Genomic DNA, 12,774 nt, shown 5'->3' with positions numbered 1-12,774 from the left:
CAAAAGTCGCGAAACAGCCCGCTATTATATAGCGGGCTTTTTTACGTCTGCAATTTATAGTATAGAGTTTGTTATTGGCAAAACAAGTCCTCAGAAATAAGCCTTAAGCAGTGTGGCCAATATGCCTATGCGTCCCCTTCGGGGATAAAAGAGTAGGTCATTTCCAGGCGCCTAATTACTCGAAAGAGTCGCGAAACAGCCCGCTATGATGTAGCGGGCTTTTTTTTGTCCAAAATTTGAGAGTATGGTGATTGATAGCATCCATCATAGTGCAAACGATATACACACGCGTCACCTTCGGGGATAATCAAGAATTGATCTGGTCAATTAAATTTCCACTCCAAACCAAACAGGGGCACGTGTTTAGGCTGCCATTTCGGCTATTGATGTAGTCATATAGACGTTATAACTATGACCACGTTTTTATCGACTTAACGTTTTAAAATGACTAAGCAACGGTTAATTACGGCGCTATGTAATGCTCAAATGAATATTGATAGAGAAGGAGTATTTGTGAATTTTTTCAAGGCAGGAAAATATCTGTTTTAAGGCCATTACTTTATTAGCAATGGACTTATTTTTTAGATCGGTATTTAAATGGGGAGGGACAATTTCAGAGTTCAGCTAATATCTTTTCTACGATAGGCTGATTGGCTTCTGGGAAGTCGTATTCTGCAATACTATGTATCGGCACCCATTCAATTTGCTGCTGTTCCATACCTTGTGCTTGGTTTGAAAATTCAGTAATTAAATGAATATCAAGTCTGACGTGTTTATCTGGATAATCATGACTGATGTCCATGAAGGGAGTTGAATTAGCTACATCAAGATTAACTTCCTCTTTGAGTTCTCTAATTAACGCTTCAGTAACCGTTTCATTAATTTCCACCTTACCGCCAGGGAATTCCCACTTTCCACCTTGATGAAGGTGTCCGAGCCTCTTAGCCAGTAAAATGTGCCTATCTTGATTAATGATGACACCGACAGCGACATGAATTCTTTTTTGCAAGTGTTGCCCCTTATCATTTCAACTTATTGTTTAAAGAAGTCACCTTCATCAAAACCAATGTCATCAAGCATATCAGGATCGATACTATTCTTCAGCGGAATAGCATGCTTCTCGCTGGCCCAGTCGCCAAGATCGATCAATTTACAGCGTTCGCTGCAAAAAGGTTTAAATAGGGATTCGTCTTTCCATTCAACTTTGGTTCTGCAAATTGGGCAGTTTACTACTGTTAAAGGCATAATCATTCTTGGTTATTTGTATTACTAGTGATGTTAAAGTGTTTATGTGCAGGTTGCTAGTGAGAACTCAACAGTTTCACTGGTATGACGATGTAAATCGAAATCGACAAAATGAATGGCATAACGATTTCGATTGCCGCTGACGGTAGGGTAGCAGTTTTGATTGGAATTTATTTGTACTCGAATTAATGACAGAGGTTGAACAGAGTTACCTTGATAGAAACCCACAGGAGCTTGGCATAAATCAAAATCTGCTGTCGTTCGAATCAGTTCCAGAAGTAATGTGATCGGGGCGAGTAGAGGCTGGTATTGAATAAGCCAATTTTTGATATCTTGCTGTCGATGTTGCCAGTCTTTGCCAAGCCAAAAGTGCAGCTGTGGAAAGTCGAAATTACAGTATGCGCCAGTCATGTTGAAGCGCTGTCGTAATGCAGAGATAAATTTGTCTTGTTTAAGGCTAAAGCCAATTCTTTCTTGTGCTTGCAGTGGTAATTTTAGCGCGATAAGTCTTTGGGTGAGTTGATCCACTTGAGCGTTATCTACATTTGAGTGGGCACGCCAATGAGAAATTATCTGAATCTGCTTTTCAATATCTTTTAAAATATCGGTGCGATAATCACATCGTTCAGTTAGTTCGGCAAGAGCAAATAAAGGACTAAAACATTGATGTTGGTTATCTTGTTTGGCATGCTGTTGCAACTGTAGGGCAAGGTTTTCTATACGTAAATAACTGCGTATTTTTTCATTTAATGGTTGTTCATAAATTAAATCAGTCATTGACGTTAGTTTCTAAATCGGCTGCCTGTTGTAAGTATTGTTGGTGCAGACGAACTACTTGACTGCGCAACAGCTCATATTCTCCCTGATTATCAATAATATTATCAGCTTGAGCAAGTCGTTGTTCTCGGGTCATTTGACTTGCAAGAATATGCTCAACCTGTTGTTTACTGACACCATCACGTTGCATCGTCCTTGAAATCTGTAACTCCGGTGCAATATCTACAACCAAAGTAGTATCAACTAAACTATCTAAATGATTCTCAAATAGCAAGGGCACTACCATTATTACATATGCCGAAGTTGATGCTTGCACTTGGTCGAGCATCTTTTGGCGGATCATCGGATGGAGTAAATTATTAAGCCATAGACGTTGTTCTGGGTTATTAAAAACCTGTGCTCGCAGAGCCGCTCTATCGAGGCTGCCATCGGTTAATAGCAGTGACTGACCAAAGTGTAGCGCTATTGCTTTGAGTCCATCAGAGCCGATTGAGACCACTTCTCGGGCAATAACATCGGCATCTACTAAGTCTATGCCAAATTCTGCAAATAAGTTAGCCACGGTGGTTTTGCCACTGGCAATGCCGCCAGTTAAACCCACAACATACTTGTTTAAGCTCATAACGTACTAAGATACCAATTGAGAATGTCATGTCCCCATACTAACGCTATCCAGCCTGCTGCAGCAATATAAGGACCAAAGGGGATAGGGTTACCTTTGTTGAGCTGTTTAGCCATAATCATGGTAATGCCCACTACCGCGCCTACCAGTGAAGATAATAGAATAATTAGAGGTAACATTTGCCAGCCTAACCAGGCACCGAAAACGGCTAATAGTTTAAAGTCACCGTAACCCATGCCTTCTTTGCCAGTGACTAATTTAAATAACCAGAATACCGACCATAAACTTAAATACCCTGCAGCTGCGCCGATAATCGCGTCTTCCGGACTGGTATAAATGCCTTTAAGGTTAATGATTAATCCTAACCACAGGATTGGTAACGTGAGTTGGTCCGGTAATAGCATTTCATCTAAATCGATGCCTGTTAACGCCACTAACACAAACGTTAGAATACTGGCATAAACAAATTGCCATGTTGGGCCAAAATGCCATGCTAATGCGGCAATTAATACGCCGGTTAAGAGTTCAATAATGGGATAGCGGCTTGAAATACTGGTTTTGCAATCGGCACATTTACCCTTAAGCATCAGCCAACCTAATATTGGCATATTATGCCAAGGCTTTATATTGGCTTTGCATTTAGGGCATGCAGAACCTGGCACTACCAGATTGTATTTTTCAGGAAAGGGATCGATGGCTTTCTGTAAACGCTCACTGCCTACTTGTTTGACAATGTCAGGATGATATTCATTGAGATAAAAATTACATTCACTTTGCCACTCGCGCTTCATCATCACCGGTAAGCGATGGATCACGACGTTGAGAAAGCTGCCAATGGTGGCAGCAAAAATAAAGCTAATCGCCATAAAGACCCAAGGGTTTTGAATCATTGTTGCAACAAAAGTAGAGATGAATTCAGTCATTTTTATTCTTGTTTATTTAAAAAGTTATTTAATATGTATTAAACGATATTACCCATTTCAAAAATTGGCAAATACATGCCAATGATTAGACCACCGACAACCGTTCCTATCACCACCATCATGATGGGTTCAATTAGACTCGATAAACCATCAACAGCATCGTCAACCTGCATTTCATAGATATTAGATACTTTATTTAGCATTTCATCTAAGCCGCCAGATTCTTCACCAATCATTACCATTTGAATCAACATGTCTGGGAACAAGCCTGTGGTGCGCATAGCGACATTCATTTGCATACCAGACATCACTTCTTGGCGAACCTTTAACAGGGCTTTACGGTACACATAGTTACCCGATGCACCAGCTGCAGACTCTAGACCATCAATTAATGGCACACCTGCTGCGAATGTTGTTGCCAAAGTACGCGCAAAACGAGCCATCGCCGCTTTATGGAGAATATCGCCAAGAGCAGGAATTTTAAGCAACAATACATCGATTCGATCGCGAAAACTTTGTGAGGTTCGATGGGCTCGTTTAAACACCCAAATCCCGATAATAATAGCTAGTACAAAGAAATACCAAGATGCTTGTAACCAGCGAGATATACCAATAATAAGCTGAGTAAATGCTGGCAGTTCAGCTCCAAAACCGTTAAAAATTTCTTCAAATTGTGGTACAACAAATAAAAGTAGTAGTGATGTAACCAATATTGCCACAATCACTACCGCCGCAGGATAAAACATGGCTTTTTTTATTTTTGATTTTAGCTGTTCGGCTTTTTCTCTATATATCGCAATACGATCAAATACCGCATCGAGTGAGCCTGAATGCTCACCGGCAGCGACTAGGTCCACGTATAAATCATCAAAATAACGTCGGTGAGGTCGTAATGCATCTGAAAGTGGAATACCTGATTGGACATCGGATAATATTATACCTAATAATTCGCGCACTTTGGCTTTCTCATGCCCGCGGCCAAGTAATTCGATAGTTGTGACTAAAGGCACACCAGCAGCCAACATGGTAGCGATTTGGCGGGTTATCATCGCAATATCCATTGCGGTGATACTTTTTTCAGATTTAAATAAAGGTGCTGACTTTTTACGAACCCCTTTTGGGGTGACACCTTGTGATTTTAACACACTGCGAATTTCAGCAATCGTGGAGCCTTTTAGTTCACCAGAAGTGCGTTGGCCATCACGATTTGTACCCTTCCATTGATAGGTAAACACTTTTGGTTGGTGTTTGGTTGTTTTCTTCGCCTTTGGCTTTCTTTTTGCTGTTGTCGTGGCCATTTAGCCAATCCTTTTATTTTTCGCTGCACCACGGTAAACCATTCTTGTTAATAGAGAATAATCAATTAACTAGTTGATTTACTATAACTGAATTGACTATAGCTGAATTAAAAACTGGTGACACGGTTAATTTCGGCAATACTGGTTACGCCGTGAATGACCTTGAGTAATCCTGATTGGCGTAGATCGCGCATACCTTGCTGTTTGGCTAAGGTGGCAATTTGGAGTGAGTTGCCGCCTTCCATAATCGTGCGAGCAATTTCATCACTCATTTTCATTACTTCGTATATACCCACTCGGCCTTTATAGCCACCAGAGCATAGCTCACAACCGACAGGTTTGAATACACTAAAACCTTTTACTATGTCAGCTTCAGTAAAGCCTAAACGTTGCATTTCAGCAACAGGAATTGTCTCTTCGTGTTTGCATGCTGGGCATAAGCGTCTGGCAAGTCGTTGGGCAATAATTAAATTGACTGAGCTGGCAATGTTATAACCAGGCACACCCATATTGATTAAGCGGGTTAAGGTTTCTGCAGCCGAGTTAGTATGCAATGTTGATAATACCAAGTGGCCAGTTTGAGCCGCTTTAATGGCAATTTCGGCTGTTTCTAAGTCACGGATTTCACCGACCATTACCACATCGGGATCTTGACGTAAGAATGAACGAAGTGCTGATGCGAAAGTTAAACCAGCTTTTAAATTAATGTGGACCTGGTTTACACCCTCAAGGTTTATTTCGACCGGATCTTCAGCAGTAGAAATATTACGCTCTTCGGTATTGAGGATGTTAAGACCAGTATACAAGGAGACTGTTTTGCCTGAACCTGTAGGGCCGGTAACTAAAATCATCCCTTGGGGTTTAGCGAGCATCTCTTCATATAACAAACGTTGATCATCTTCATAACCGAGTTTTTCAATACCTAGCTGCGCGGAAGATGAATCCAAAATACGCATCACGATCTTCTCGCCCCAAATGGTCGGCAAGCTACTGACACGAAAATCGATAGACTTGGTGCGCGAAAGCTTCATTTTAATGCGGCCATCTTGTGGCACCCGGCGTTCTGCGATATCGAGTTTTGACATGACTTTTAAACGGGCCGAAATCCGGTTGGATAGATTAACTGGTGGCTCGGATACTTCATGCAAGATACCGTCAATACGGAAGCGAATCCGGTAGCGTTTTTCGTAAGGCTCAAAATGTAAGTCGGAGGCGCCTTTACGAATAGCATCAGTAAGAATTTTATTAATATAAATAACAATAGGTGCATCGTCACTACTATCACCGGTAGGCTCATCGCGTCTATCGGTATCAGTGACTTCCATATTGGCCAATGCTTCTTCATCAGCACCACCTAAATCTAGCCCAGAAATATCATCTTCGATAATTTTTTCAAGTGCTTTTAGGAGTTTGTCATCCTCAACTAAAATGGCTTCTGCGTGCAAGCCTAAACTAAATTGAAAGTCTTCTAATGCTGCAATATTGGTGGGATCTGATGTTGCTATATATAGTCTGTTTCCACGCTTAAATAGTGGTAAGCATTTATGCTTTTCTATGAGTTTTTTATTAAGCAAATCTTCAGCGATAGCTGTAATGTCAAATTCATTTAAGTCTAAAAGAGGCGTGCCGTATTCTTCATAACATAGTTCTGCGATTTCTCGTGCAGAAAGTAATTTTGAATGAATAATAGTGGTGACGAGAGATTGTTTTTGTTTACGAGACTCAGAAATAGAAGTTGATATTTGCTCTTCACTTAGGAGACCTTTGCGAATAAATAAAGTTGATAAACCTAGATGAAGCGCTATTGACGTCATATGTAAATGTCTTTGCTAATGGTTAACAGAAACCTGCAGTGATGCAAGATGATGTGCTCGATACTTCCCAAATCAAAGTACTTGAAGATGGGGTTGGAGACAAGATAAAAGTCTCGGCATTAAATCCATCGGTAGATATTGTATTTGCAGTAATGGTTCCATCACTCAGAATATCTATGTCATTGACATAAGGAGCAGCAATCAATCTGTTTTTAACGAGACCTATTTTACTGAAGTGATTACAATTTTGTAATGAGTAATACCCTCTAGTTTGGAAGCAAACATCAATTGAAGATTTCACTACTCCAACAGAGGCTGTAACTTCAACAAACTTTGTTCTGTTAGCATAAGTTTTATATTTAGGTAATGCTATTGCACTTAAAGTCGCAATTATTGATATAACAATCATTAATTCAATTAAAGTAAAACCACTATGCGTTAAGCGCATAGTGGTTTTTAAAGATAAAACTTTAAACTTTATTAACATAAGCCTGCGGCAATACATGTGCCTGTTTGAGCCCATGTTAATGTACCATTTAATGGTGTAGGTGTTAGAATATATGTCATAGAATCAACTGAGGCTGCACCGAGTGCAGTTATCACAGATGTAGTTCCAGTAATAGTTACACTTGTTACATTCGCTCCTGTTGCTGCGCCAGTTAAATTAGCTCCCACTTCAGCCGCACTATCACAGTTAGTTAAGACACCTGCTCCACGTGTTTGAAAGCAAGTATCAATTGATGTTTTAACATTCGATGCCGCTAATACGACTTCGGTGAAGCGAGCTTTTTTAGTGTATTGCTGATAAGCAGGCAATGCGATTGCAGCAAGAATACCGATGATCGCGACTACAATCATTAATTCAATAAGAGTAAAACCCTTAGCGTTTTTGATTTGGTTGATACTTTTCATTTTCTCTCCGTAAAATAGGCCGGGGTAGTATCGATCCTCGATAACTGCTTATTTAGTCTAGAGCTTAAGCCTAGTAACGTAAATGAAGTAGTTGGCAGTCCATTTGCCTAAAACCGTAAAGCACAATTGTGTGGTGCTAGCTACTATAGACTAGGCTACCACGATTTATATACAGCTAACATTGCTTGTGCTGGCCACGGCTATTTGTATCTCTAATATGCAATGCATAATATACATACTACAACCATGTTAAACGCAAAATAATGCAAGCAGATTATTTATTTTATGACATTTCGGCTGAGCGGTAATCTTAGAGCAAATACGTTAATACTAACAATTTTAAAATAACATTAACTGCGTTAGCTTATAATGAAATGTTGATTAGTTGTTAGTATTTTGACATGAATTGCAATATCGCAATTACAGTACATGGCCGAAAGGCCAACTCGCCTACTGTAAACGTTAGTATAAACTGTTACAAAATGGAATAGTTTTAACGGACAAAGAAAAAATAAATGTCTAAAAATGCTCTAATTTCACATTTCCCGCACATTATACGATAAATTATTTTTGACATGTTAGGCATTAAGGTGAGTTTATTTGACAACATTGCAACAAACGCTATTTTGCTAACGCTTTTTGGATGGTAGATGTGGCTGGTTTATACCCAAGCTAAAAGCTAAAAGCCTAGATACTAGAGCGCTACGCTGCTAGATGCTATACAAGCAAAAAGCACAAAGCCTAGATCGTTTCGCTGCTAGGACGCTATGTGGCTAGAGGCTATAAAATCTTAACAACAAAGCGGTTAAACGGTGAACTGAGGTAGCAAGCGATGAAAGACGATAAAATCTTAGCAGCGAAGCAGTCCCTAGAAGCGAAGCGACCTAGCAGGACGCAGTCCGCTCTAGGGTTTAGTAGCAAAAAGCCTAGCAGGACGTAGTCCGCCCTAGCACCTAGGATCTAGAAGCATCACGCTTTCAATCTTAACGATAAATCTAACGCTTTAACGTGTTTAGTGAGTGCGCCGACAGATATGTAATCAACGCCAGTTTGAGCAAAGGTGGCTAGGGTGTCTAACGTGACATTGCCTGAAACTTCTAATTTTGCGCCTTTAGCTTGATCTTTATAACGATTATTAAGGCTGACTGCGTCGACCATCATGGTGACGTCAAAGTTGTCGAGCATAATGATATCGGCTCCGCCATCAAGTGCTTGAGTTAGCTCATCAAGAGACTCTACTTCCACTTCTACCGGCTTGTTACCATCTAAGGCGCGTGCTGCTGTAATGGCTTGTGAGATGCCGCCGCAAGCCATAATGTGGTTTTCTTTGATCAAGAACGCATCGAATAAACCAATTCGATGGTTTTTGCCGCCACCGCAAGTTACGGCATATTTTTGGGCGGTGCGCAGACCGGGGATGGTTTTGCGGGTATCGAGTAATTGAGTATGGGTGCCTGCAAGTTTATTAACGTACAATTTTGTTAAGCTGGCTACCCCTGATAAGGTTTGAATGAAGTTCATTGCTGTTCGTTCGCCAGTTAAAATAGCGCGTGCAGGGCCAGATAGTTCACATAACAATTGATTGGCCACAATTAAGTCACCGTCATCAACATGCCAATGCAGCACGACTTCACTGCCAAGTTGATTAAATACTTGCTCTGCCCACGCTTTACCGCAAAAAACCCCATCTTCGCGGGTGATTAACGCGCCGGAAACGTGTTTGTCTGCAGGGATAAGCTGAGCAGTAATATCAGCATTGAGCATGTCGTGAATGGTATTATGGGCTGTGTGACCTAAGTCTTCATCAAGCGCTGTTTGCACTGCATGACGGATGTCGTTTTCTAACATAAGCAAAATCCTTGCTAAAGAGTGTAATAAGGCTAAACAGTATCTGCATTCAACGGAGTGTTTGTTACAGAAAGCATTTGTTAAGATTACCATAACTTGGCTAGATACTGACACTACCCAGTCGGCAATTTTCAGCATGGGTATGCCCGTTTAATACTATTAAATTCAGATTGAGAATGGTTAAATAACCTTAGTTTGGGATAATAAACGGTTGTCGAACTGTCCTTTGCTCCGCTAACTGTGTTGCATTGACTTACAATGGACCAGCTACTGACACTGCTAATGATAAGTGGCAGCACCTTGTTAGCTAAGCAAATGACAAGTTTGATATCCAATAGGTCAATTATGCTAGTTTTAGCTTACAATCCTATTGTTAACTCTGGTTGAGGTTATGTCGTTATGTTTAAAGGATGAATATGGCAAAAGGCTTATTAAAACAAGGTTGGTTAGCCAGCGCTAGAAAGTGTATTTCACCTCATTTTAATTCACGGCCAGATAATGAAGTCAGTTTATTGGTGATCCACAATATTAGCTTGCCCGCAGGTTGTTTCGGCTTACCGCATATTGATGCACTTTTTCAAGGCTGCTTAGACACTGAGGCTGACGACAGTTTTGCTGAGTTGGCAGACTTGCAAGTTTCGGCACACTTTTTAATTCGCCGTGATGGTGAAGTGGTGCAGTATGTGAGTTGTGATGACAGGGCATGGCATGCCGGCGTTTCTGAGTTCAAAGGCCGCAAGAGATGTAACGATTTTGCTATTGGCATTGAACTGGAAGGTACCGATAGCAGTGGTTATACCGCTGAGCAATACCAGCAATTAATGCTGTTAACATTGGAGTTAATGGCGCAGTATCCTATGATTAACGTAAATAATATTGTTGGCCATTGTGATATCGCTCCTGGGCGTAAAACAGATCCTGGTTTTAGTTTTGATTGGTCTCGGTATAAACAAGCCATTACAGCTGTATAGCTAGCATTTATGGGGATGGCGTTTGCTCCAGCATTTATTAAAGAACCGTTGTTAAATAGCCGTTGTAGTCATTACCCATGTAAGCATTGACCTTTAATGGTTACAGCTGCAACGCAATTGACGTAAAAAGGATATTCATGGCGTTATTTTCATTATTAGTGGCAATTTTAGTTGAGCGTTTGAAGCTTCTGCCAAGTGGTTGGCAGTTCGATAGCCTAATGACACGTTACCAAAAACAGTTTTGGGATAGCCAATCGCTTAAATCAGAATTTGGCGTTGCGATGGCAATTGTGTTGCCCGCTTTATTTGTCTTGGTGATTAGCTTTCTCTTAGATGGCATCATGTTTGATTTATTGAGCTTGTTGTTTTGGGTACTGATAGCCATTATTTGTTTTAGTCACCAAACATTGCGAAGTGTGTTTAAGCAGTATATTCAAGCGGCATGCCGCGGTGATGTACAGGCCTGTTACCGTTATGCTGGCGAATTAGACAGTACAGATTGCTTAGATGTGGTCGATGAACAGGATTTAGGCCGCAAAGTAGGCCAAACAGTAGCATGGATTAATTACCGATATTACGGTGCAGTGGCATTGTATTTGATATTTTTAGGTCCAGTTGGTGCCATTTTATATTGTACAGTGCGTTTTTATAGTGAGTACAACAGTAAGAATAAGCTTGAGATGCCATTAGTTGATCAGTTACAGATGTTATTTGATTGGTTACCAAGTCGTATCTTTAGTTTTGGTTATGTATTAAGTGGCCAGTTTAGTGAAGGGTTAAGCGCTTGGCGGAAATATGGTTTGAGCGTTAAAACCGATGCTAAAACGATAGTGACCCATACTGCTGTTGCGGCAGAGTCTTTACCTGAAGTTGGAGATGCGCCGTTGAGTGTGCAATCTACCTTGGCATTACTGGCATTAAGTAAGCGTAACTTTGTATTACTGCTAACCATGGTTTCGGTATTAACCATTTTTGGATTTGTTAGTTAGACTCTAGGGCGCTACGCGGATAGTGCGCTGCGCTTCTAGGGCGGACTTCGTCCTGCTAGGACAGCTTCGCTGCTGAGATTCTAGGACAGCTTTGCTGCTGAGATTCTAGGGCAGCTTTGCTGCTAGGATTCTAGGACAGCTTTGCTGCTAAGATTCTAGGACAGCTTTGCTGCTAAGATTCTAGGGCTGCTTCGCTGCTAAGATTCTAGGGCTGCTTCGCTGCTTAGATTCTAGGACAGCTTCGCTGCTAAGATTCTAGGACAGCTTTGCTGCTAAGATTCTATTACAGCTTCGCTGCTAAGATTCTAGGACAGCTTCGCTGCTGAAATTTTATAGCCTCTAGAAGCGTAGCGCTCTAGTTTCTAGGACTTCCGGATAAATGGTCTGACCCCTTAAGCATAAATATCGGTTATGCTCTGGGCTTGAGCGTTTTAAACAAAGCGGTGTTCTTTTGTCGGTTTGCTGATAACTAGACACGGCTTGTATGATTTGATAAAGTGCGCTCTCTCATATTAATTGGTAAGACCAATTGACAATTGCTTGTTTAGGGAGCAGAGCGCTACATGGCTTATATTAAGATTAACCAGCCAAAAATTTCTGATGTGATCATGGAGCAATTAGAGCGGATGATCCTAGAAGGCAGTTTGCAGCCTGGTCAGAAACTACCTCCTGAACGCGAACTCGCGGTACAATTTGAAGTGTCTCGTCCTTCTTTACGTGAAGCGATTCAAAAATTAGAAGCTAAAGGGTTGCTCATGCGTCGTCAAGGCGGTGGCACCTATGTTAAAGAACAACTGTGGCAAAGCCTTGCCGATCCTATCGTTGAATTAATGCATAACGACTCTGAAAGTCAGTATGACTTACTCGAATTCCGTCACGCCACTGAAGGCATGATGGCGTATTATGCTGCGCTGCGTGGCACCGATTCGGATATGCAGAATATTCAAAAACGAATTATTGAAGTAGAAGCTGCGACGAATATTGAGGCTAAAGCTGCTGCCATTGTACGTTTTTATCGTGCGGTTGCTGAGGCGTCACACAATGTTGCTATGTTGCATTTAGTATTAAGTTTAACCCCTGTGTTGCACAAAAATGTCGCACAAAATTTGGAGCTTTTAAGCATACGCGAAGAAGCTTCTACCATGGCAAATGATCACAGACGCGCGTTACTGGCTGCGATTATACGCCGGGACCCAGACGCTGCACGTGAAGCTTCGAATGAGCACTTAAGCTACATCGAAGAAGTCATGTTGTCAGTAAGGGAAGAAGACAGTCGGTTGCAACGTAGTTTGCGCCGTTTAAAGAGCGGCGTGTAGCACTTGTCACTTTGAATAAGAATACACTTTTGCTGTGTCAACAAGCAGCAAAAAGCCGA

Annotated in this window: 13 protein-coding genes; 3 read left to right on the top strand and 10 right to left on the bottom strand. The window is 41.2% G+C overall.

Annotation, left to right across the window (positions count from 1 at the left end; genetic code table 11):
- Positions 1-613: 613 nt before the first annotated feature.
- The 10 genes from mutT to nadC all read right to left on the bottom strand — a co-directional run bounded on the left by mutT (position 614) and on the right by nadC (position 9,439).
- Positions 614-1,009, bottom strand: coding sequence for an 8-oxo-dGTP diphosphatase MutT (mutT, locus tag HNW13_RS12725; protein WP_192116417.1), 396 nt, complete (start codon positions 1,007-1,009; stop codon positions 614-616).
- Positions 1,010-1,032: 23 nt separating this feature from the next.
- Positions 1,033-1,245: a DNA gyrase inhibitor YacG gene (gene yacG / locus HNW13_RS12720; RefSeq protein WP_162024085.1), complete on the bottom strand. Its 213-nt coding sequence runs from the start codon at positions 1,243-1,245 to the stop codon at positions 1,033-1,035.
- Between the two features lie 42 nt (positions 1,246-1,287).
- Positions 1,288-2,022 (bottom strand): cell division protein ZapD, encoded by a 735-nt coding sequence (gene zapD / locus HNW13_RS12715; protein WP_192116416.1) that lies wholly within the window; start codon positions 2,020-2,022, stop codon positions 1,288-1,290.
- A complete protein-coding gene (gene coaE, locus HNW13_RS12710; protein WP_192116415.1) occupies positions 2,015-2,644 on the bottom strand; it encodes a dephospho-CoA kinase in 630 nt (209 codons plus the stop codon). The genes zapD and coaE overlap by 8 nt, the downstream gene beginning before the upstream one ends.
- The gene (locus HNW13_RS12705; RefSeq protein ID WP_192116414.1) at positions 2,641-3,567 is read right to left on the bottom strand and encodes an A24 family peptidase; all 927 of its coding nucleotides are present in this window, start codon (positions 3,565-3,567) and stop codon (positions 2,641-2,643) included. The genes coaE and HNW13_RS12705 overlap by 4 nt, the downstream gene beginning before the upstream one ends.
- Before the next feature lie 38 nt (positions 3,568-3,605).
- Positions 3,606-4,865: a type II secretion system F family protein gene (locus tag HNW13_RS12700; RefSeq protein WP_192116413.1), complete on the bottom strand. Its 1,260-nt coding sequence runs from the start codon at positions 4,863-4,865 to the stop codon at positions 3,606-3,608.
- A 107-nt stretch (positions 4,866-4,972) separates the two neighbouring features.
- The gene (gene pilB, locus HNW13_RS12695; RefSeq protein WP_192116412.1) at positions 4,973-6,679 is read right to left on the bottom strand and encodes a type IV-A pilus assembly ATPase PilB; all 1,707 of its coding nucleotides are present in this window, start codon (positions 6,677-6,679) and stop codon (positions 4,973-4,975) included.
- Positions 6,680-6,701: 22 nt separating this feature from the next.
- A complete protein-coding gene (locus tag HNW13_RS23640) occupies positions 6,702-7,166 on the bottom strand; it encodes a prepilin-type N-terminal cleavage/methylation domain-containing protein (RefSeq protein WP_279575200.1) in 465 nt (154 codons plus the stop codon).
- Entirely contained in the window at positions 7,160-7,591 is a 432-nt protein-coding gene (locus HNW13_RS12685; RefSeq protein ID WP_194956206.1) for a prepilin-type N-terminal cleavage/methylation domain-containing protein, read from the bottom strand. The genes HNW13_RS23640 and HNW13_RS12685 overlap by 7 nt, the downstream gene beginning before the upstream one ends.
- A 969-nt stretch (positions 7,592-8,560) precedes the next feature.
- Complete coding sequence (nadC, locus tag HNW13_RS12680; RefSeq protein WP_101087723.1) at positions 8,561-9,439, bottom strand: carboxylating nicotinate-nucleotide diphosphorylase; 879 nt, start codon at positions 9,437-9,439, stop codon at positions 8,561-8,563.
- Positions 9,440-9,855: 416 nt separating this feature from the next.
- Here nadC and ampD point away from each other — a divergent pair, with 416 nt between their 5' ends.
- The 3 genes from ampD to pdhR all read left to right on the top strand — a co-directional run bounded on the left by ampD (position 9,856) and on the right by pdhR (position 12,715).
- Complete coding sequence (ampD, locus tag HNW13_RS12675; RefSeq protein ID WP_192116411.1) at positions 9,856-10,410, top strand: 1,6-anhydro-N-acetylmuramyl-L-alanine amidase AmpD; 555 nt, start codon at positions 9,856-9,858, stop codon at positions 10,408-10,410.
- 137 nt (positions 10,411-10,547) lie between these two features.
- On the top strand, positions 10,548-11,399 hold the full coding sequence (gene ampE, locus HNW13_RS12670; RefSeq protein ID WP_192116410.1) for a beta-lactamase regulator AmpE: 852 nt from the start codon (positions 10,548-10,550) through the stop codon (positions 11,397-11,399).
- 563 nt (positions 11,400-11,962) lie between these two features.
- Positions 11,963-12,715: a pyruvate dehydrogenase complex transcriptional repressor PdhR gene (pdhR, locus tag HNW13_RS12665; RefSeq protein ID WP_101087720.1), complete on the top strand. Its 753-nt coding sequence runs from the start codon at positions 11,963-11,965 to the stop codon at positions 12,713-12,715.
- Positions 12,716-12,774 lie beyond the last annotated feature (59 nt).

This window comes from Shewanella sp. BF02_Schw (genome assembly GCF_014596695.2).
Lineage (GTDB): Bacteria > Pseudomonadota > Gammaproteobacteria > Enterobacterales > Shewanellaceae > Shewanella.
The sequence above is the reverse complement of the archived record's forward strand: the minus strand, read 5'-3'. Positions and strand labels throughout refer to the sequence as shown.

Coding starts and splice junctions, on each gene's coding strand:
- yacG (WP_162024085.1), bottom strand. CDS start 1,245: ATGCCTTTAACAGTAGTAAACTGCCCAATTTGCAGAACCAAAGTTGAA.
- pdhR (WP_101087720.1), top strand. CDS start 11,963: ATGGCTTATATTAAGATTAACCAGCCAAAAATTTCTGATGTGATCATG.
- pilB (WP_192116412.1), bottom strand. CDS start 6,679: ATGACGTCAATAGCGCTTCATCTAGGTTTATCAACTTTATTTATTCGC.
- HNW13_RS12705 (WP_192116414.1), bottom strand. CDS start 3,567: ATGACTGAATTCATCTCTACTTTTGTTGCAACAATGATTCAAAACCCT.
- ampE (WP_192116410.1), top strand. CDS start 10,548: ATGGCGTTATTTTCATTATTAGTGGCAATTTTAGTTGAGCGTTTGAAG.
- coaE (WP_192116415.1), bottom strand. CDS start 2,644: ATGAGCTTAAACAAGTATGTTGTGGGTTTAACTGGCGGCATTGCCAGT.
- HNW13_RS12700 (WP_192116413.1), bottom strand. CDS start 4,865: ATGGCCACGACAACAGCAAAAAGAAAGCCAAAGGCGAAGAAAACAACC.
- zapD (WP_192116416.1), bottom strand. CDS start 2,022: ATGACTGATTTAATTTATGAACAACCATTAAATGAAAAAATACGCAGT.
- HNW13_RS23640 (WP_279575200.1), bottom strand. CDS start 7,166: ATGTTAATAAAGTTTAAAGTTTTATCTTTAAAAACCACTATGCGCTTA.
- HNW13_RS12685 (WP_194956206.1), bottom strand. CDS start 7,591: ATGAAAAGTATCAACCAAATCAAAAACGCTAAGGGTTTTACTCTTATT.
- nadC (WP_101087723.1), bottom strand. CDS start 9,439: ATGTTAGAAAACGACATCCGTCATGCAGTGCAAACAGCGCTTGATGAA.
- ampD (WP_192116411.1), top strand. CDS start 9,856: ATGGCAAAAGGCTTATTAAAACAAGGTTGGTTAGCCAGCGCTAGAAAG.